Genomic DNA, 20,062 nt, shown 5'->3' with positions numbered 1-20,062 from the left:
GCCCGGGCCGAACGCCGAGTCACTGTGACGACGACTCAAGTCACCCTCGTCCAGATCGACAACTACGGCCCGTGGACGGTGACCCCGGAGCCGCGTCGAGAGATGGACTTACAAACGCTTCAGTCGCGGCTGTACGCCGATATCGCCCAGTTCCTCGGTCAGCGCGACGCGTACGTCTTCTTCACGCGCTTCGACAACATGATCGCGGTGACGAACGGGGTCGACGGCGACGCCCACGCCAACCTGCAGGAGTCGATCGGGAACCGCTACCCGGTGAGCGTGAGTCTCGGAACCGCGGTCGCCGAGCGACCGATCGACGCACTGGAAGCGGCAAACCGGCGGCTACAGACCGAAGGGAGCGCACAGGATGACGGTCGGCGGGAGGTGCTCGCCGGGGAGTATCTCACGGAGACGACGTCGTCCGACCTGCAGATCGCGCATTTCGACGTCGTGAACGCCACCGGGAAGTACACCGATCGTCTCAACGAGTTCGATACGTTCATCAACATCGAGCAGGCGTACGCCTCGCTCATGCAGTATCTCCGGGAGAGCCACGGCGCGCTCTCGTTTTTCGTCGGCGGCGACAACGTCATCGCGGTCTGTCCGGAGATCGACGAGCGAGAATTCAGCGCGGCGGTCGACCACGTCGCCGACGACGTCGACGTCGATCTGCAGGTCGGCGTCGGTCGGGGCGCGTCGGCCCACGACGCCGGATTCGCGGCGAAACACGCGCTCGAGGCCTGCCGCGACGACGGGACGACCGTCGAGCTGTCGGGCGTCGTCGCGACGGGTGACTGAAACGCCCCGAGACTCCGACCGCGGACGGTGTTTGAGTGTTCGCGTCCACTCGCGGCGGTTTTTAAGTGTTCGCGTCCGCTAGCGACGACACATGCGCGCGTTCTTCTCCGTGGACCTCCCCGATGACCTCGCGGAGCCGATCGCGGACGTGCAGTCCCATCTCGACGGAGCCGACGGGCTGAACGTCACCGATCCGGCGCAGGCGCACGTGACGCTGAAGTTTCTCGGCGACGTGCCCGAGACCGCCACCGACGCCGACACGGGTCCCGACGTCGAGGACGTCGTCGCCGCCGGCGAGCGGGCCCGCGATCGCGTCGATGTCGAGCCGTTCGAGTGTCGCATCGCCGGGCTCGGCGTCTTCCCCTCGCTGGAGTACATCTCGGTCGTCTGGGCGGGAGTGGAGGCCGGAGGCTCCGAGCTAACCCGGCTCCACGAGGCGCTGGAGGCGGAGACGACGGCCATCGGAGTCGATCCCGAGGACCACGCGTTCACCCCGCACGTCACGCTCGCCCGAATGAACGACGCCCGGGGAAAAAAGCTCGTGCAGGACGTCGTTCGCGAGCGAGAGCCCGACGTCGGCCAGTTCACGGTCGACGCGTTCCGGCTGACTCAGTCGACGTTGACCGCGGACGGACCGGTGTACGAGACGGTCGAGACGTTTTATATATAACGAGCCTGCCGCCGCAGCAAACTCGGTCGTGCGTAGCGCCCGTTCGGTTCTCGCTCGTCCCACGACCGTTCGGTGCTCGCTCGGCACACGACGCCCTACGCGTCCACCGCAGATCCCCTACTCGCCGTCGACCAGTCGCCGGAGCTGTTCGGGTGGCACCGCACCGCGGGCGGCCCGATCGTCGGACGCGAACGTCGGCACCCCCGTGATCCCCTGCCGTCGCGCCGCGTCGAACAGTTCCTCGAGCGACGCGCGGAGGTCCGCGTCGTTGAGCGCGGTGTCGACGACATCGTCCGGAACCCCTGCCACGTCGCCGGCGACGTCAACGAGCACCTCGCGGTCCCCGATATCCCGGCCCGCAACCCACAGCGCGTCGAAGATCGCGTCGTCGAGGGCGGGCCACGACTCCAGTCGCTCGCGTTTGACGTGCAGCGAGACGAGCTGGGCGGGCAGCGAGTCGACGTCGCGGCGGAGCGACTGCGCCATCTCGACGTCGTACCGCTCCCGGAGGCGCTCCACGTTCTCCCGCGCCTGCTCGTAGTAGTCGTCGCCTTTCCCGTCGTCGACGTCGTGGTCGATCTCGCCGTCCGGCCCGCGTTTCCCCGCGCGCAGATCGAACGGATGCCAGTCGACCGCGAGTGGCTCCGTCCGCGTCTCCCGGTACAGCGCAAGCGACGCCCGGCCGAGATAACAGAACGGGCAGACGTAGTCGGAGTAGACGGTGATCGAGTCGGGAGACGAGTCGGCGGCGACATCGGTCGTGGAGCCGGACGACGACTCGGGCTGTGAATCGGTCATGCTCCGACGGAGTGTCCCCACGACCAAAGCCCGTTCGACGACGGCGACCGAGTCCGATCGGTGGTCTCACGGTGTGACAATCGCTGACGATCGACCGCCAGCGCTTATAACAACCGGCGAATATCACTCGAATATGACCCGACGGTACGATCCGATGACACCGCCAGTCGCGTTGACGATCGCGGGCAGTGACAGCGGCGGGGGCGCGGGGATCCAGGCGGATTTAAAAGCGATGACGGCACACGACGTGTTCGGCACGTCGGTCGTGACGGCGACGACCGCACAGAACAGCCGCGGCGTCCACGACGTCCGCCCGATGCCGGGAGATCACGTCGCGAGCCAGTACGACGCCGTCGTCGACGATTTCCCCGTCGCTGCCGTCAAGACGGGGATGCTCGCGACCGCCGAGGTCGTCGAGACGGTCACCGGTCGGCTCGCCGGCTTCGACGGTCCGGTCGTCGTCGATCCGGTGATGGTGGCGGCGACCGGCGACCGACTGCTCTCGCCGGAGGCGGAGGCCGCCTACGACGACCTGATCGCCGAGGCGGCCCTCGTTACGCCGAACATCGACGAGGCCGAAGTCCTGGTCGACGAACCGATCGAGACTGCCGCCGACGCGGAGGCCGCCGGACGCGAACTGGTCGACCGCGGCGCGTCGGCCGCGCTCGTCAAGGGCGGCCACCTCGACGAGGGTGACGCCGACGACGTGATCGATCAGCTCGTCATCGCAGACGACGGTGATCGACGCTCCGGCGACGGCGATGATCGACGCTCCGACCACGGCGACGGGGCTGCCGTCGAGGCGATCCAGTGTGTCAACCCGCGCGTCGAGACGACCGCGACCCACGGCTCCGGCTGCACCCTCTCGAGCGCGATCGCGGCTCGACTGGCGCGCGACGAGCCGCTCCGCGAGGCGGTCACGGCCGCCGTCGGCGAGATGCACGAGACGATCCGACGTGGCTACGACGTCGGCTCGGGATCCGGCGCGGTGAACCCCACGGTGATGGACGGATGAGTCGCCGCTCGGTCGAGCCGATATGACGCGCCGACCCGCAGGGTTTTAGCCGACCACGGTGGGAGTACGGGTATGGCTACGGGCATCGTCGGCGAGTTCCTCGAGTTAAAAGAGGAGACGGACGCCGACGTCCTCGCGATGCAGTGTGGCGATTTCTACGAGTTCTTCGCGGACGACGCCGAACTCGTCGCCGAAGAACTCGATTTAAAGGTGTCCCAAAAATCCTCCCACGGCTCCTCGTACCCGATGGCGGGCGTCCCGCTCACGGAACTCACGCCGTATCTGAAGGCGCTCGTCGAGCGTGGCTACCGCGTCGCGGTCGCCGACCAGTACGAGACCGAAAGCGGCGACCACGCCCGGGAGGTGACCCGCGTCGTCACGCCCGGCACCCTCCTCGAGACGACTGACGCGGAGGCGCGATACCTCGCGGCGATCGTTCGCGAGGATGAGACGACACGGGGGTCGGTCGCCGCGACCGCCGACGAGCCTCCGTCGGACGACGGTCCGTACGGGGTCGCGTTCGCGGACGTGACGACGGGGCGGTTTCTGGTGACCGAGCTCGCGGATCTCGAGGCGCTTCGGTCGGAGCTGTACCGGTTCGATCCGACCGAGCTACTTCCCGGTCCGGCGGTTCGTACCGACGACGCTCTCCTGACGGCGATCCGCGAGGAGCTGTCCGGCTCGACGTCGCTGTTCGACGCCGAGGCGTTCGCACCCGGCCGGGCCCGGCACGCCGTCCGCGAACGGTTCGGCTCCGAGACGGTCGACAGCGTCGGGCTCGACTCCGAGCTAGCGACCCGCGCCGCGGGGGCCGTCCTCCAGTACGTCGAGGAGACCGGTGCGGGCGTGTCGGCGGCGATGACGCGGCTCACCGTCTACGGCGCGAACGACCACGTCGACCTCGACGCGACCACCCAGCGCAACCTCGAGCTGACGGAGACGATGACGGGCGACGCCGACGGCTCGCTGTTCGACGTCATCGACCACACCGCCACGGCCCAGGGTGGCCGGCTGCTTCGCGAGTGGCTCACCCGACCGAAACGCGACCGCGAGACGATCGAGCGTCGTCTCGACGCGGTCGACGCGCTCGCTTCGGCCGCGCTCGCGAGGAACAGGCTGCTGGAGACGCTTTCCGGCGCGTCCGACCTCGAGCGTCTCGCCGCCCGGGCGACGAGCGGCAGCGCGGGCGCACACGAGCTGCTCTCCGTCCGGGACACGCTCGCGCTGCTTCCCGCGCTCGCAGACGCGGTCGAGGGGACGCCCCTCGCCGACTCCCCGGTGACGGACGTGCTTCGCCGCCCGGATCGCGAGCACGCACGCAGGCTGCACGAGGAGCTCGCCGACGCCCTCGCCGAGGACCCGCCGAACACGAAGACGCAGGGCGGGCTCCTCCGAAAGGGGTACGACGAGGAGCTCGACGCGCTGATCGAGCGTCACGAGGAGGTGAACCGCTGGCTCGACGGGCTCGCCGAGCGCGAGAAGCGCCGCCACGGGCTCAGCCACGTCACGGTCGACCGGAACAAGACGGACGGCTACTACATCCAGGTCGGGAAATCGGTCGCCGACCAGGTGCCCGACCACTACCGCGAGATCAAGACGCTGAAGAACTCGAAGCGGTTCGTCACCGACGAGCTGGCCGAGCGCGAACGGGAAGTCCTTCGCTTAGAGGAGGCGCGCGGCGACCTCGAGTACGAGCTGTTCGAGGAGCTTCGCGAGGGGGTCGCCGAGGCGGCCTCGCTGCTGCAGGAGGTCGGTCGCGTCGTCGCCGAGATCGACGCGCTCGCGTCGCTCGCGACTCACGCCGCCGGCAACGACTGGACGCGACCGACGCTGGCGGAGCCGGGAACGCTGTCGATCGAGGCCGGTCGGCATCCGGTCGTCGAGCGAACCACCGACTTCGTGCCGAACGACCTCCGGCTCGACGAGGAGCGTGGCTTCCTGATCGTCACCGGACCGAACATGAGCGGGAAGTCGACGTACATGCGGCAGGCGGCCCTGATCCAGCTGCTCGCGCAGATCGGTTCGTTCGTCCCCGCACGGGACGCGACGGTCGGGATCGTCGACGGGATCTACACCCGTGTCGGCGCGCTCGACGAGCTGGCGCAGGGGCGGTCGACGTTCATGGTCGAGATGCAGGAGCTGTCGAACATCCTCCACTCCGCGACCGAGGAGTCGCTCGTCATCCTCGACGAGGTCGGTCGCGGCACCGCCACCTACGACGGTATCTCGATCGCGTGGGCGGCGACGGAGTACCTCCACAACGAGGTGCGCGCGCGGACGCTGTTCGCCACTCACTACCACGAGCTGACGACGCTCGCGGAGCATCTCCCACGGGTCGCGAACGTCCACGTCGCCATCGACGAGCGCGACGGCGACGTTACCTTCCTCCGCACCGTCCGTGATGGACCGACGAACCGGTCGTACGGCGTCAACGTCGCGGATCTGGCGGGCGTCCCCGATCCCGTCGTCGAGCGCGCGGACGAGGTGCTCGATCGCCTCCGCGAGGAGAAGGCGATCGAGGCGCGCGGCGGCTCCGGAACGGGAAGCGGCGGGGAGACCACGCAGGCCGTCTTCGACCTCTCCGCCGGGTCGTTCAAGCAGGCGACCGGCAACGGCGGCGGTCCGCAGTCCGAGCATCGAACGGCGGGGGCTGACGGGGATGAAACGGCGGGATCGGCCGGGAGTTCGAGCGTGGAGGCGGACGCCAACGCGACCACGCCGGACACCCTCGACGACGGCCTCGATCCAGAGACCGAGGCGGTGATCGAGGAGCTGACCGACCTCGACGTGAACGAGACGCCGCCCGTGGAGCTGCTCGCGCGCGTCCAGCAGTGGCAGGAGCGGCTGGAGTGAACGACGTAGCTGCGTTCGGATCCGTTCCACATCCGCCGAGCTACCCGACCCCTTTTAATCGATGCCGCCGAAATCGGAGTCGTGTCAGAGTCGGCGCATCTGCGGTTCTTCCCGTACGAGGAGCCGTACCCGAACCAGCGCGAGGCGATGGACAGGGTCGCCAACGCGCTGACCCGCGGGCAGGACGTGCTGTTCGAGGGTGCACCCGGAACCGGAAAAACGCTCTCGGCGCTCGTGCCTGCGCTGGAGCACGCCCGCGAGCACGACCGGACGGTCGTCATCACGACGAACGTCCACCAGCAGATGCGGCAGTTCGTCGAGGACGCCCGCGCGATCACCCGGACGGAGCCGATCCGAGCGGTCGTGTTCAAGGGAAAGTCGTCGATGTGCCACATCGACGTCGACTATCAGGAGTGTCAGACCCTGCGCGATACGACCCGGGAGATGGTGGAGACGAAAGGCGACCTCCGGGAGCTGGAGTCCCGCCAGCGGGAGCTGCTGGCGGAGAGCCGCGAGGGCGACGCGGGCGCTGCGGAGGCCCGCGAGGCGGTGATGGACGAGCTCGACGAACTCGAAGAGCAGCTCGCTGCCTACGAGGAGACGAACGTCTGTGATCATTACCACAACAATCTGGTTCGCGACACCGACGACTTCTTCGCGTGGCTCTTTGACGACGTCCGCACCCCCGAGGACGTGTACGCGTACGCCGACGAGCGCGAGCTCTGCGGCTACGAGCTGCTGAAGGAGGGGATGGAGGGCGTCGACCTGGTCGTCTGTAACTACCACCACCTGCTCGACCCGACGATCCGCGAGCAGTTCTTCCGGTGGATCGACCGGGACCCCGCGGAGATAATCACCGTGTTCGACGAGGCACACAACGTCGAGGACGCGGCTCGCGACCACGCGACCCGGACGCTCACCGAGAACACGCTCGACGCCGCTCTAGAGGAGCTGGTCGACAGCGACGACTCCCGCGCGGAGGCGGCCGCGAACGTGCTCGGCGCGTTCCGAGACGCGCTCGTGGCGACGTACGACGAGGAACTCGGGTTCGGGGCACGAGAGGGGGTCGGCGAGAGCTGGGAGGACATTACCATTGCGAACGAGGACCGTCGCGACGACCTCACGCTGAATTTCCTGCGCGGCTACGAGGGGGCGGGTATCGACGTCGAACTCGAACTCGCGATCCAGTTCGGCACGGCGCTCGACGAGGAGTACGAGCGCCGCTACCGCGAGGGGGAGACGACGAGTCGGGCGGAGTGCCGGACGCTGCAGGCGGCTCGATTCGTCTCGACGTGGATGGATGAGGGAACGGAGCTCGGACAGTATCCGGTCGTGTCCGTGCGGCGTGACGCCGGCACGGACGAGGTGTACGGCCGCGCGGAGCTGTACACGTGTATCCCGCGAACCGTCACCGAGCAGCTGTTCGACGAGGTGGCCGCGTCGGTGCTGATGAGCGCGACGCTCCGTCCGTTCGACGTCACCAAGGAAGTGCTCGGTCTGGAGGACGTCGCCAGCCTCGCGTACGGGATGGCGTACCCGGAGGCGAACCGCCGCACGTTCGCCGTCGACACGCCGCCGCTTTTCGCCTCGGAGCGCAACGATCCGGAGACTCAAGAGACGGTCGGCACGCTGCTCCGGGATGCGATCCGCTTTACGCCCGGGAACACGCTCGCCTTCTTCCCCTCCTACGGGGAGGCTGAGCGATACTACGAGCGGCTCGGTGGCGGCTCAGACGGCCCTACCGCTGGCGGCTCCGGCGGTGGTGGCCTCGTCGGGGCTGATCTCGGGAGTCTCTATCTCGACGGCCCGGGCGAGGACGAGGAACGACTCAGACGACGGTTCGTCGAGGATGACGATGCCGCCCTGTTCACCTCGCTGTGGGGGACGCTCGGCGAAGGGGTGAGCTTCGACGCCGACGATGCTCGAACGGTGGTGGTCGTCGGCGTGCCGTACCCGCATCTCTCGGACCGCATGGAGGCGGTCCAGAAGGCGTACGACCGGGCGTTCTCCGACCGCGACCGCGCCCGCGATCCGGGGTGGTCGTACGCGGTCGAGATTCCCACGATCCGAAAGACCCGGCAGGCGATAGGTCGCGTGATCCGTGGCCCGGACGACTTCGGGGTCAGGATCCTCGCCGACCGCCGCTACACGACCGCCGATATGGGCAAGTACTCCGTACGAAGCGCGTTCCCGCCCGAGGAGCGCGAGGAACTGATCGACATCGACCCGGAGAAGCTGAAGTTCGCAATGTTGAACTTCTACGGCGACCACGACGCCTACGACGGCCCGCCGCCGGAGCCGTAGTCGCGTCGTACCCGCGTGTCGAACGGTCCGATTCCCGTCACCGATCCGCGGCGTCGGGGTCCGTTCCGGTGGCGTCGGGATCCGTTCCGGTGGCGTCGGGGTCGGAGTCGGTCTCAGTACCGATCTCTGCTCCCGCCGCGGATCTGCTCGCGACTGCCTCTGCGGAGTCCGTCGAGCGATCTTCTCGGAGCGCTGGCGTCGTAACAGCGGGGTGGAGCCGGACTCGACCCGTCCGGGCTCGGACCCACGCGACGACGGCGACACAGCCGAGACCGACGGCGAACAGCCCGAGCAGCCCGCCTTCGGGACCGAACCCGCCCCCGGTCCACAGCGCGGGGCCGGTCGTCTCGGTCGCGAGAACGGTCACCGTCACGTCGAGCCCGCTAACGCCGTGGCCGAACAGCCCGCCCTGCGCGAGATTCCACGTCACGTGGATCCCGATCGGGATCGCCAGCTCTCCGGTGAGCAGGTATCCGGCAGCCAGCAGCACGCCGGCGAGCGAGATGACGGCGATCGAAAGCGGCGTCGCTCCCGGATTGCCCGCGTGAAGCAGCCCGAACACCCCCGAAGAGAGGACGAGCGCGACCAGAACGGCCGGCCCCCGACCCGCAAACCGGAACCCCTCGGCGAGATTCGTCAGCAGCCACCCCCGAACCAGCAGCTCCTCGTACACGCCGACGACGAGAAACAACACGAGAAGCCCGGCGAACGCCGGCAGAAACGAGCCGGGTGCACGGAACGCGCCGACAACGGTGAACCACCCGGCCGTCCATCCCACCGCAAAGACGGCCGCCTGAAGACCGACGCCGAGCGCGAGGCCGAATCCGAGATCGATCCACCAGTCGCGGTCGATCCGCAGTCCGTAATCGGAGAAACGCCGGCGGTCGATGAACCGGGCGACCGGGTACAACACCAGACACACCGCGACGCCAGCCGCAACCGCGGTGACTCCGAACGCAAGCGGTGACGCCAGATCGAGTGCGGCCGGACCGACCACGAGAAAGACGGAAAGCTGTGCGGCGACGACGGCGACGACGAGCGCGAGACCGCCGGCGAACAGCCGGACCGGAGAACGAACGCGTCGCTCGGAGGGATCTACGAGAGCGCGTCTGACCGCTTCGGGGACGATTCCGCGGTCACGCCGGACGCGTCCCGAGTAACAGCGCGATCCCGCCGAGGACGACGCCGAGAAGGACGGTGATAACGACGTGGAACCCGGTCATCGTGATCGCAACGCGTGCGTCACGGTCGTAGCTCCACGAGAACATCGCCGCGTCGACCACGAGCGCGAGGGGGACGGTCACGGCCGGCGTAACGGCGAACGCCCCGCCGACGATTCCGATGACGGCCGGGAGGGGACCGACGTACAGCGCACGACGGGGGTCCACGTCGCCGAGAACATTTCTAGCGGCCAGATGGGCCGTCAGGGAGAGAAACAGCGCGAACAGGACGGTAGTGCCGAGCACTGCGACGGGGGAGACCGTCTGTAAGAGCATAGTTGAACTACGGTTGAGGCGTTGAAAGACCCCCCGAAAACCACCGTGGAGCGTCCCGACGACATGCAAGGGAGCGTCCCGACGACATGCAAGGGAGCGGCCCGACGACATGCAAGGGAGCGGCCCGACGACATGCAGGGAATCGTCCCGACAATCCACCGAGAAACCGCGCTTTCAGCGCGGGAGGGGATCAATCAAGCAGGCCGAGTCCGTCGAGCTCCTCGACGATGTGATCGACTGCGGCCGCCGCATCCGCGGGCTCGGTGCCACCGGTGATCACGAGCTTCCCGCTGCCGAACAGGAGCGCGACGACGTCGAGCTCGTCGAGCCGGTAGACGAGTCCGGGGAACTGTTCGGGTTCGTACTCGATATGTTCCAATCCGAGCCCGATCGCGATCGCGTTGAGGTTGAGGCTCTCGCCGAGGTCCGCGGAGGTGACGATGTTCTGTACGGTTATCTCCGGGTCGTCTTCGATCGGGATCTGGAGTGCACGGAGCTTCTCGAAGACGATACCGAGACTCTCATGGACGGCGTCCGTGGAGTTCGCGCCCGTACAGACGATCTTCCCGGACCGAAAGATCAGCGCGGCGGATTTCGGGTCGGTCGTTCGGTACACGAGCCCGGGGAACTGCTCGGGGTCGTAGTCGGCACCCTCGAGATCCATCGCGACGCTCTGGAGGTCGAGCTCCTGTCCGATCCCGGTCGAGGCAACGACGTTTTCTATCGAGATTGTATCCTTCGGATCGCCCATTAGTACGTCAACTCATTCTTTAAAGAGTTAAAAAGATTGGTAGGCTGCTCCGGCGACGTCGACATCGGATGAGGAGTCGAACCGGCATGCTCTTTTGACCGCCCGCCGGAGCGTGAGCCGTGTACTGGCTCGAACTCGCAGGCGAGGAGGACGCGTTCGCCGCCTTCGAGGCATCGACGGCGGCGACGACCGTCGAACTTCTCGCGCCCGGCGTCGCTCGCGCGGGTGCTGTCGGCGACGGCATCGGTCGGCTCGCGTACACCCGCGCCGTCCACGAGGCCCTCGGACGGACGGACGCCGACGTCGACGCCGCGGCCGCACTGGTAGCTGCCGCCCCGATCGACCGATCGGGAAGCGTCGCCGTTCGCGCACGCAACGTCCGAAACACCGCGACCGTCTCGACCGGCGAGGCCGAACGAACGCTCGGAAGCGTTCTCGTCGACCGGGGGTTTATGGTGGATCTGGAGGACCCGGACCACGTTCTCCGCGCGCTGTTCGCCGAGGGACCCCGCGCGACTCACGACTCGGTCGCCGGAGCCGACGGGGAGCAGGCCTCCGTCTGCGCGCTCGGCTGGGTCGCCAGCGAGGCCGACCGGGAGTTCGCGCCCAAGCCGACCGACAGACCCTTCTTTCAGCCGGGAAGCATGGCTCCCGCCGACGCCCGCGCGTACGTCAACCTTGCCGGGGCCGCACCCGGTCGAACGATGCTCGATCCGATGTGCGGGACTGGCGGGCTCCCCCTTGAGGCCGGCCTCGTCGGAAGCGATGTCGTCGCCTGCGACGCGCAGCCGAAGATGGTCCGAGGAACGCGGGAGAACCTCCAGGCGTCTCTGGGGCCCCCCGGCGGCGAGACGGCCGACGGATCCCGAAACGGCGGCTCGGAGTGGCACGTTGCGCGTGGCGATGCCACGTCGCTCGCGGTGGCCGACGACGCCGTCGACGGCGTCGTCTTCGACGCGCCGTACGGCCGCCAGTCGAAGGTCGCTCGCCACGAGCTTGCCGACCTCGTTGGCGGCGCGCTGGCGGAGGCGGCCCGGGTCGCCCCTCGGGCCGTCCTGATCGCCGACCGTGACTGGCGAGGACCGGCCCGCGACGCCGGGTGGGACGTCGTCGCGACGTTCGAGCGCCGCGTTCACCGGTCGCTGACGCGACACGTGTTGGTCGTCGAGCGAAAGTCGTCCGAGGAGTTCGGCGTCGGGCGGAGGTCGTCCGCGGAAACACCGTCACGGTACTGAAACCGCTCCGCGGGCTTCCGATCGGTAGCGCCCTGCTCGCCGTCGATTTTACTTTCGCCGCGCCTCCGGGCAACCGTTAAGTGGACGGCGGGTGGTTGATTCCACATGACTCGGGACGCCGACGACGATATGCTCGCGTGGGATGAGTCGGTGTTCCGCGACGAGTCGGTGTTCGAGATCGACCACGTTCCGGAGACGTTCCGTCACCGAGAGAGCCAGCTCGAGAGTCTGAAGTACGCGCTCCGCCCCGCCGTCCGTGGCTCACGTCCGCTGAACACGATGGTCCGCGGGCCGCCCGGAACGGGAAAGACCACCGCGGTCCAGAAGCTGTTCGCCGAGCTCCGCGCCCGCACCGACGTACGAACGGTGCACGTGAACTGTCAGGTCGACTCCACGCGATACGCCGTCTTCTCGCGGCTGTTCGAGGGGATCTTCGACTACGAGCCGCCCTCTTCGGGGATCTCGTTCAAGAAGCTGTTCGGCCAGATAACCGATCGGCTCGTCGAGGAGGACGACGTGCTCGTCGTCGCGCTCGACGACGTGAACTACCTCTTCTACGAGAACGAGGCGTCGGACACGCTGTACTCACTGCTTCGCGCTCACGAGGCCCACTCGGGCGCGAAGATCGGCGTTATCGTCGTCTCCTCGGATCTCGCGCTCGACGTCGTCGATGACCTCGACGGCCGCGTGCAGTCGGTGTTCCGTCCCGAAGAGGTGTACTTCCCGGTGTACGACGCGACGGAGATCTACGACATTCTCGGCGAGCGGGCGAAGCGCGGCTTCCACGACGGAGTGATCGACGGAGCCGAACTGGAGCTCGTCGCCGAAAAGACGGCCGAAAGCGGGGATCTCCGGGTCGGGATCGACCTCCTTCGACGCGCCGGGCTCAACGCGGAGATGCGGGCATCGAAGACGATCGCCGCCGAGGACGTCGAATCCGCCTACGACAAATCGAAGTACGTCCATCTCTCGCGCTCGCTTCGCGGCCTCTCCGACTCCGAAAGCGCTCTCGTCCGGGTGCTTGCGGAACACGACGGGGAACGCGCGGGCGAGGTGTACGAGGCGTTCCACGAGGAGACCGACCTCGGCTACACGCGATACTCCGAGATAATCAACAAGCTCGACCAGCTCGGCGTGATCGAGACGGCGTACGCCGACGTCGAGGGACGCGGCCGGTCGCGGGAGCTCTCGCTCGCGTACGACGCCGACGCGATCCTCGACCGACTGGAGTGAGGGTTACGTGTTGACGCCGGCGTCGACCGCGGAGCGCGACGGCGACGCCTTTTCAACACCGGCGCCCGCAGTCGGGGCCATGAAGACGAGCGGCGGCAGCGACGCAGCGAAGCGACGGGCGGGCGAGTCCGCGGCCGAGGCGGTCGACGACGGCGACGTCGTCGGGCTCGGAACCGGGTCGACGGCGGCACACGCGATCCGCGCGATCGGTCGAGCCGTCGAGTCCGGCGTCGACGTGCGCGGCGTCCCCACGTCGTTCGCGAGCCGCGAGCTCGCCCGGGAGTGTGCGATCCCGATCGTCGACCTGGACGACGTCGTCGGCGCCGACGCAGCCGGCGGGATCGACGTCGCCATCGACGGAGCCGACCAGATCGCCGGCGGCGACTTAATAAAGGGAGGCGGTGCAGCACACGCCCGCGAGAAGGTCGTTGACGACGCAGCCGACCGATTTCTCGTCGTCGTCGACTCCCCGAAGGAGTCGGACGTTCTCGACCGGTCGGTTCCCGTCGAGGTGCTGCCGGGCGCTCGCACCGTCGTCGCCGAGGCGGTTCGCGCTGCGGGCGGTCGGCCGACACTCCGGCACGCCGAGCGGAAGGACGGGCCGGTCGTTACCGACAACGGGAACCTCGTGCTCGACTGTGCGTTCGGCCGCATCGACGAGCCCGAGGCGCTCGCGACGACGCTGTCGCGGACGCCGGGCGTCGTCGAACACGGACTGTTCGTGGGGATCGCCGACGAGGTTCACGTCGGAACGGCGGACGGGGTGCGCGTGGCGCGCTTGTAGCTAGTCGGAGCGGCCGACGGCGGAGTCGGAGTGGCCGACGGCGGAGTCGGAGTGGCCGACGGCGGAGTCGGAGTGGCCGACGGAGACATCGCTCTCGATCGTTGCTCGCGATAAAAAGGTGGGTCTGCAGCCGTTTTAAAGGTCGCGAGGCTGGACCGTCTTCCGGTCGTTGGCCTCGGCGCGACGGGCGGCGTCTTCGAGCAGCTCGTCCACTTCTTCGTCCAGTGCGTCGTAGAAGTCCGAAGCGACGTTCTTGTCGTCCAGCGCTTCCTTGACGGCCGCTTTGACAATGAGATCTGCCATGCGTTCGACGATATCCGTCCACACTTAATAAGAGTTCCTGAATTCCCCCGCGAGGACCGCCATGCTTGCTGTTCGCGGAAAGCTGCGGTCACGGGTAGTTATAAACCTTGCGGGGTTCGAGCGTCCGGTCGCGTTTGGGTCCGACATCGAAACGGCGTCGCGCGACTCGGGTCCGATCGACAGCTACGACTGCGTCCGCTCCGACGGGTGCGTATGCGCGAAACGCTCGAGTCGCTCGCAGCGGGCACGATCTCGATCTCGGAGGCGGAGTCACGTCTCGCGGGCTACGCGACGACGGACGCCGGGCGGTTCGACGCCGACCGCGAGCAGCGTCGCGGGATCCCGGAGGCGGTGTTGGCGGATGGAAAGACGCCGGCGGAGACGGCGGCGCTGGCGGCGACGGCACTGGAGACGACGGGTCACGCACTCGTCACGCGCGCTGACGCCGCGGTCGCGGAGGGAGTCCGCGAGATCATCGCGGATGAGGCACCCGACGCGACGATCGAGTACGACGAGCGGACGAACACGGTCGTAGCACACGCCGGCGGGTTCGAGCCGCCGTCGCTGTCGGCGTCCGTCGCGGTCGTCACCGCGGGGACGTCGGACGCGCCCGTCGCGGGCGAAGCGGCGGTCGTCGCCCGCGAGATCGGCGCGGACGTCGACCTGATCGAGGACGTCGGCGTCGCGAACCTCGACCGACTGCTCGATCAGCTCGATCGGATCCGGGAGGCGGCCGTCGTCGTCGTGGCGGCCGGTCGCGAGGGCGCGCTCCCGACGGTCGTCGCCGGACTGGTCGACTCCCCCGTGATCGCGCTCCCCGTCTCGACGGGGTACGGCGTCGGCGGCGACGGGCGTGCAGCGCTGTTCGGTACGCTCCAGTCGTGTACCGTCCTCTCGACCGTGAACGTCGACGCCGGGTTCGTCGCCGGCGCGCAGGCCGGCCTGATCGCTCGGGCCATCGATCGAGAGTAGCGGCCGACCACCCTCCGATCATGCGAGCTTGTTCGACGGCGGCTCCCGGAAAAACGTGCTACAACTGCGGTCGAACAAGGGTATTTGGTGCTTGGTCACGTATGTCTTTTGCCGGCAGCGGTGGATGCCGGTCCAACATGCCACGTTGTGACCATTGCGGGTCGCACGTCTCGGACCGCTTCGCTCGCGTGTTCGCGGACGAGGTCGGGAACCTCAATGCGTGTCCCGACTGCGCCGCGAACGCCGGGATCGCCGAAGTGGCACGAACGCGAGCCCGCACTCAAAACTGATCGGAATCGTACCCGAAACCCGACCGGGCATCGACGCCCGACCGGAACCGGCCGAACGGCCCTCATGGACGTCGACCGCGTTCGACGACCGACACCCGACGTCGGTTCCCGGATCCGTACCTTCTTTGAGCCGTGCGTCCGGAGTCGATCCCGTGTCGAATGAACCGTCAGCCACCCACTACGTGTACGTGATCGAGTGTGCAGACGGGACGCTGTACACCGGCTACACGACGGACGTCGAGCGCCGCGTCGCCGAACACGACGCCGGCACGGGTGCAAAGTACACCCGCGGACGGACGCCAGTCACGCTGCGGTATACGGAGTCGTTCGACTCCCGGTCGGCAGCGATGTCGCGTGAACACGAGATCAAGTCGCTGACGCGACGCCAGAAGGAGCAGTTGGCCGCCGAGAGCACGGAGCAGTAGCGAGTCAGGACTCCGCAACAAACGTCGCCGAGCGGCCGACACGAAGGATCAAGAATTAAGACCGCCCCCGGTCAACTGCCGAGTATGATACCGCTTGCCGTCCAGCCGGAGCCGCTTCCGATCGACGCCACTGCGACCGTCATTCTCGTGGCCAGCCTGCTGGCTACGGTGCTGTGGGTCGCGTATCTGTATCGATAGCCGGATCGTCATCACTCGACTCGCAGAACTCTCGGTCCGCCCGACTCTCGGTCCGCCCGACTCTCGACCCGTTACCGCGCTAGCTTCGCTCCGGTGCAGTGGAACGATCCCGGAGCCACGCGGCCGCACGCTCCGCCTCGCTCGCGTCGTCCGCGGTGATCTTCACCGTGACGTGCTCCCCGGGATAGGAGCCGACCGCCACGTCGAACCGCTGCTGTAGCTCCGTAAATCGGTCGAGCAGCTCGCTTTCCGGCTCCGCGACGTTCACCGCGACGGTGTGAGTCGGCGTCCCCTCGAACTCGTCGGCGATCGTCTCGAACATCGCCTTCATCTCCGCCGGCACACCCGGCAGAACGTACACCGACTCGACGACCGCACCCGGTGCGACCCCCTCGATGTTTTCGAGCGGCCGACAGTCCGTCGGGAGATGCGTCGTCTCAGCGGCGAGGTCGTCGGCACTGTAGCCACGGTCAGCGAGCCACGTCGCGGCTCTATCGTTCCGAACGACGTCCCGGCCGAACGCCGCCGCGACCGCCTCCATCGTCACGTCGTCGTGTGTCGGCCCCAGCCCGCCGGTGACGATCACGGCGTCGTACTCCGCGTGGTACTCGTTGACGACTCTCGCTATCTCGCCGATCTCGTCGGGAACGACGGTCACGCGCCGGACTCGGACCCCACGCTCGGAGAGTCGGTCGCAAAGCCACGTCGCGTTCGTGTTGACGGTGTCCCCGACGAGAAGCTCGTCCCCGACGGTGACGATCGCTACGTGCATACCGAACCCACGTGGGGCTCGCTCAAAAGACCGCTGAAGACCGGGCCACAGCGGTCATCCGCCGCCACGCTCGTCGTCGTCATCGTCTCCGCCGTCCCAATCATCTTCGTCGTCGCCGTCTTCGTCGTCCTCGTACACACCGAGACCCATGTCCAGCCGTCGTTGCCGGAGCTCCTCGAGCTGTCGCCGGAAGTGGACCGTCCCGATCGCGCCGACGACGACGGCGACGACGAGGATGACACCGAACACGAACACGTCGCGCTCGCGGTACGACTGGACGACGATCGATCCGCCGGTCACCGACTCCCAGGTGATCCGGGTGCGTCCGTCGACATCCGTTACCTCGTGACTTCGTGGGGACACGTGTCCGACGATCGGTATGTCCGTGCTGAACCCCTCGGGAAGCGTCACCGCGTACGACCCGTGCACGTACGCCAGCATCGTGAACCGTCGCGGCGAGCCGGTGCCGGAAAAGGCCACCTGTCCGTCGTCCATCTCGTCCGCGAAACGGATCCACGTTTCGTCGGGGGTGCGATCTATCTCGCCGCCGCGAGCCCGGAACTCGCTGCCGTTGATCACGGTGCCGTCGGCGTACCGGTACCGGAACGCCTCGAACTCGAGTGGCTGATCGCCGCCGTACACCGTGGCCTCGTACAGTCTGATATCCTCCCGATCGGTTGCGTTGTACACTACGGTGTACGTCCCGTTGGCGGCCAGATCGAAGTCGGCGTCGCGGTCGGTGTCGAACTGATACTCTCGGGGCGGCTCGGCGTCGAGCGTCTCGTTCGTGACCTCGCCGCCGCCGGTCACGTAGCCGAGACAGCCGGCGCTCACGGCGACGATCGCGACGACGACGACCGCGAGGACGAAGCGACGGTTCACGGACACGGATCAGACGACACAGCGCATCTCGGCCGGGAGATAGCTGCCGATGGCGGCGAGCAGTCCCGGCGGATCGGTTCCCTCCCCACAGACGATGCTCTGTTCGAGGAGTCCGAGCCGCTCGACCGTGACGATGTCGCGGGCGTGGCCGGCACGGTTCACCGTGGCACGAACTTCGCCGCGCGTCGCGGAGTTGACGTTCACCCGCCCGTCGCCGCGCTGCCAGTCGTACAGCCGGTCACGCTCGTCGTCGGCCAGCCGGCTGGGGTCGGCGTCCGCCCCGTCGCCGCCGTACACGAACCGTAACGGGAGATGTTGGACGAGCCCGAACCGCTCGACGACCTGCGCCGGCGCGCCGACGCCAAGTCCGATCTCCGTGGCGGGAACTCGCACGTCCGACCCGGCGTCGAGAACGAATCCGTCGTCGTCCCACGATTCGAGCGTTCCGACGTACGTCTCACCCGCCTGCAGCCCCTCGTCGTGGGCGATGATCTCGCCCCACGTCTCCGCGAGGGCGTTGCGTGCGACCGCGGCATCCTCGCCGGTCAGGTCAACCTGCACGAACCCGTCCGCCCTGACGCCGATCTGCCAGTCGACGTGGAGCTCGCCGACCGCGTTGTCGACGAGCGAGTCCATCCCGTCGAGCGCGCGCTCACGAGCGTCGCCGTCGACGTAACATTTGGTTGCGAGAACGACCATTAGCCGGTCACGTCCACGTTGAGCTCCTCGCGGAGTTCCTCGCCGCGACGCTGCATCGCCTCGAGGAGTCGGTCGTTATCCATCGACTCGACGGGCGAGCCACACTCGGGACACTCGAAGCCGAAATCCATCGCCTCGCCGAACTCGAAGCGGATCGAACACACCTCACACAGATAGAACTCGTGGGTGCGCTCGTACTCCTCGCGCTCCTCGATGGCGTCGAGCAGGCGGTACATCTCCTCCTGAAGGTTCTCGGGGATGTTGTCGTAGTGGAACGTCCAGAGATACGTGAGCCATCCCGAATCCTCGTCGCGGACCCGCCGATAGGACGCCAGGTCGTTCTCGTAGAGGATAAACAGCGCACGCCTGACGTCGTTCAGCTCGAGTCCGAGCTCCTCGGCAAGCTCCTCGTCGGTCACCTCACCGTCCGGCGGTGCCGCCGCGACCGGCATCCCCGTCGGCCCCACCAGCTCGTGGAGGTACTTCTGGATGACGGGGTCGTTCAACAGATCCTCAAAAGCCATTACACGAACGTGGGGTAGGAAATAGGTTAAAAGCTCCGAAAACCGTATCGACGCGGTCGCGGTCGGTCACCGACTCCGGCAGAACTTTACTGCGGGTGGTTCATCCCTCTCGCATATGTCGGGGTCGTCGGCAGCGAGACGCGGGCGGACGCTCGTCGGACTCGTGGCGCTCGCGCTCGTTCCGACCAGCATCGCTGCGGTCCCGGTCGTCCCAGTCGCCGTGGTCGTCGGGCTCGGCGTCGGCCCCGCAGTCCTCGCCGCCGGCGTAGTCGGTCTCGGGACGTCCGCGATTCTCGGTCCACTCCTCGTCGACCGGCGGATCGAGGAGCTGCCCGACGCCGACCTCGAGGACCGTCCGACGGCGTTCATCGAGGACCGTGTCGCCACGATCGCCGGGGATCTCGGTGTCGACCCGCCGGAGCTCACGGTCGTCCGCGGCGACGCGGCCAACGTCGCCGTCACGGACGGCTATCGCGGCGCGCGGCTGGTCGTCTCAACGCGACTGCTCTCGTTGCCGGAGACGGACCGCGACGCCGCGCTCCGACACGCGATCGTTCGGCTTCGGAGCCGGGAGGCCGCGGTCACGACCGCGCTACTGCCGGCGCTCCTCGTCGTCGAGACGCTGGCGCTTCTCGCGACGCTGCTCGTCGGACGACGGAGCGATCGGACCGAGGCCGACCGCCGTGTCAACCGGATCCACGGATACGAGCCCGAACGGGAGCGTATCCCCGCGCCTGCGTACACTCTCGTCGGAGTGTTGCTGTGGCTTGCGCTGCTTCCCATCTGGTTCCCCGCGGTCGTCGGGGACCGGCTGTACGTCGGCGAGCGTCGCCGCGCCGCGGACGCCACGGTCTCCCGAACTGGTCGGGCCGAGCGGACCGGTCTCGCGAACGCGGTCGCGTTCGCCCGCGACGCCGCCGGCGCGGCCGACTGGCCGCCGCTGCTCGACCGCCTCTCGCTCGTCTCGATGGCCGACCACGAAACTGGCCGGATCCGCGGCACGAGCCGCCACGAGACGCGCGTTCGGTTGGCTCGACTCCGGTCCAAGCGAACCCTTTGA

General features: G+C 67.9%; 21 protein-coding genes. 12 read left to right on the top strand and 9 right to left on the bottom strand.

Going from position 1 to position 20,062, the window contains the following annotated elements; translation table 11 throughout:
* Positions 1–24 precede the first annotated feature (24 nt).
* A complete protein-coding gene (locus ACYQ0R_RS14965; protein WP_459825369.1) occupies positions 25–798 on the top strand; it encodes a GTP cyclohydrolase III in 774 nt (257 codons plus the stop codon).
* Positions 799–889: 91 nt separating this feature from the next.
* On the top strand, positions 890–1,468 hold the full coding sequence (gene thpR, locus ACYQ0R_RS14960; RefSeq protein ID WP_459825367.1) for an RNA 2',3'-cyclic phosphodiesterase: 579 nt from the start codon (positions 890–892) through the stop codon (positions 1,466–1,468).
* Positions 1,469–1,585: 117 nt separating this feature from the next.
* Here the strand turns inward: thpR and ACYQ0R_RS14955 are convergent, their stop codons facing one another.
* The gene (locus ACYQ0R_RS14955) at positions 1,586–2,266 is read right to left on the bottom strand and encodes a DsbA family oxidoreductase (RefSeq protein WP_459825365.1); all 681 of its coding nucleotides are present in this window, start codon (positions 2,264–2,266) and stop codon (positions 1,586–1,588) included.
* Between the two features lie 133 nt (positions 2,267–2,399).
* Here ACYQ0R_RS14955 and thiD point away from each other — a divergent pair, with 133 nt between their 5' ends.
* From thiD to ACYQ0R_RS14940, 3 genes are all read left to right on the top strand, one after another.
* Positions 2,400–3,281, top strand: coding sequence for a bifunctional hydroxymethylpyrimidine kinase/phosphomethylpyrimidine kinase (gene thiD / locus ACYQ0R_RS14950; RefSeq protein WP_459825363.1), 882 nt, complete (start codon positions 2,400–2,402; stop codon positions 3,279–3,281).
* A gap of 72 nt (positions 3,282–3,353) precedes the next feature.
* Positions 3,354–6,134 (top strand): DNA mismatch repair protein MutS, encoded by a 2,781-nt coding sequence (mutS, locus tag ACYQ0R_RS14945; protein WP_459825361.1) that lies wholly within the window; start codon positions 3,354–3,356, stop codon positions 6,132–6,134.
* Between the two features lie 81 nt (positions 6,135–6,215).
* The gene (locus tag ACYQ0R_RS14940) at positions 6,216–8,438 is read left to right on the top strand and encodes an ATP-dependent DNA helicase (protein ID WP_459825359.1); all 2,223 of its coding nucleotides are present in this window, start codon (positions 6,216–6,218) and stop codon (positions 8,436–8,438) included.
* A 37-nt stretch (positions 8,439–8,475) separates the two neighbouring features.
* On the opposite strand, the gene ACYQ0R_RS14935 is transcribed toward ACYQ0R_RS14940, so the two are convergent.
* The 3 genes from ACYQ0R_RS14935 to ACYQ0R_RS14925 all read right to left on the bottom strand — a co-directional run bounded on the left by ACYQ0R_RS14935 (position 8,476) and on the right by ACYQ0R_RS14925 (position 10,685).
* The gene (locus tag ACYQ0R_RS14935; RefSeq protein ID WP_459825357.1) at positions 8,476–9,435 is read right to left on the bottom strand and encodes a CPBP family intramembrane glutamic endopeptidase; all 960 of its coding nucleotides are present in this window, start codon (positions 9,433–9,435) and stop codon (positions 8,476–8,478) included.
* A 139-nt stretch (positions 9,436–9,574) separates the two neighbouring features.
* Entirely contained in the window at positions 9,575–9,934 is a 360-nt protein-coding gene (locus ACYQ0R_RS14930; protein WP_459825355.1) for a DUF7473 family protein, read from the bottom strand.
* A 190-nt stretch (positions 9,935–10,124) separates the two neighbouring features.
* On the bottom strand, positions 10,125–10,685 hold the full coding sequence (locus ACYQ0R_RS14925) for a TATA-box-binding protein (RefSeq protein ID WP_459825353.1): 561 nt from the start codon (positions 10,683–10,685) through the stop codon (positions 10,125–10,127).
* A gap of 119 nt (positions 10,686–10,804) precedes the next feature.
* On the opposite strand from ACYQ0R_RS14925, the gene ACYQ0R_RS14920 reads away from it, so the two are divergent.
* The 3 genes from ACYQ0R_RS14920 (at position 10,805) to rpiA (ending at position 13,937) form a co-directional block, all read left to right on the top strand.
* Positions 10,805–11,920: a TIGR01177 family methyltransferase gene (locus tag ACYQ0R_RS14920; protein WP_459825351.1), complete on the top strand. Its 1,116-nt coding sequence runs from the start codon at positions 10,805–10,807 to the stop codon at positions 11,918–11,920.
* A gap of 105 nt (positions 11,921–12,025) precedes the next feature.
* Positions 12,026–13,153, top strand: a complete 1,128-nt coding sequence (locus tag ACYQ0R_RS14915; RefSeq protein WP_459825349.1) for an ORC1-type DNA replication protein — start codon at positions 12,026–12,028, stop codon at positions 13,151–13,153.
* A 79-nt stretch (positions 13,154–13,232) separates the two neighbouring features.
* Positions 13,233–13,937, top strand: coding sequence for a ribose-5-phosphate isomerase RpiA (rpiA, locus tag ACYQ0R_RS14910; protein ID WP_459825347.1), 705 nt, complete (start codon positions 13,233–13,235; stop codon positions 13,935–13,937).
* Between the two features lie 135 nt (positions 13,938–14,072).
* Here the strand turns inward: rpiA and ACYQ0R_RS14905 are convergent, their stop codons facing one another.
* The gene (locus tag ACYQ0R_RS14905; protein WP_004267503.1) at positions 14,073–14,240 is read right to left on the bottom strand and encodes a DUF1931 family protein; all 168 of its coding nucleotides are present in this window, start codon (positions 14,238–14,240) and stop codon (positions 14,073–14,075) included.
* 213 nt (positions 14,241–14,453) lie between these two features.
* Here ACYQ0R_RS14905 and larB point away from each other — a divergent pair, with 213 nt between their 5' ends.
* From larB to ACYQ0R_RS14890, 3 genes are all read left to right on the top strand, one after another.
* Entirely contained in the window at positions 14,454–15,212 is a 759-nt protein-coding gene (gene larB / locus ACYQ0R_RS14900) for a nickel pincer cofactor biosynthesis protein LarB (RefSeq protein ID WP_459825344.1), read from the top strand.
* Between the two features lie 137 nt (positions 15,213–15,349).
* A complete protein-coding gene (locus ACYQ0R_RS14895; protein ID WP_459825341.1) occupies positions 15,350–15,502 on the top strand; it encodes a DUF7563 family protein in 153 nt (50 codons plus the stop codon).
* Between the two features lie 152 nt (positions 15,503–15,654).
* On the top strand, positions 15,655–15,927 hold the full coding sequence (locus tag ACYQ0R_RS14890; protein ID WP_459825338.1) for a GIY-YIG nuclease family protein: 273 nt from the start codon (positions 15,655–15,657) through the stop codon (positions 15,925–15,927).
* Between the two features lie 277 nt (positions 15,928–16,204).
* Here the strand turns inward: ACYQ0R_RS14890 and ACYQ0R_RS14885 are convergent, their stop codons facing one another.
* From ACYQ0R_RS14885 to ACYQ0R_RS14870, 4 genes are read right to left on the bottom strand one after another with little or no spacing between them, the layout of a single operon-like run.
* On the bottom strand, positions 16,205–16,897 hold the full coding sequence (locus ACYQ0R_RS14885; RefSeq protein WP_459825335.1) for a competence/damage-inducible protein A: 693 nt from the start codon (positions 16,895–16,897) through the stop codon (positions 16,205–16,207).
* Between the two features lie 54 nt (positions 16,898–16,951).
* Positions 16,952–17,779, bottom strand: coding sequence for a DUF5803 family protein (locus ACYQ0R_RS14880; protein ID WP_459825332.1), 828 nt, complete (start codon positions 17,777–17,779; stop codon positions 16,952–16,954).
* A 9-nt stretch (positions 17,780–17,788) separates the two neighbouring features.
* Complete coding sequence (locus ACYQ0R_RS14875) at positions 17,789–18,478, bottom strand: DUF2110 family protein (RefSeq protein WP_459825329.1); 690 nt, start codon at positions 18,476–18,478, stop codon at positions 17,789–17,791.
* Entirely contained in the window at positions 18,478–19,002 is a 525-nt protein-coding gene (locus ACYQ0R_RS14870; RefSeq protein WP_459825326.1) for a transcription factor, read from the bottom strand. Before ACYQ0R_RS14870 ends, ACYQ0R_RS14875 begins: the two co-directional genes overlap by 1 nt.
* 115 nt (positions 19,003–19,117) lie before the next feature.
* On the opposite strand from ACYQ0R_RS14870, the gene ACYQ0R_RS14865 reads away from it, so the two are divergent.
* Positions 19,118–20,062, top strand: a complete 945-nt coding sequence (locus ACYQ0R_RS14865; RefSeq protein WP_459825323.1) for a M48 family metalloprotease — start codon at positions 19,118–19,120, stop codon at positions 20,060–20,062.

Source organism: Halorubrum luteum, assembly GCF_054652935.1.
This window is presented reverse-complemented; position numbering and strand designations above follow the sequence as displayed.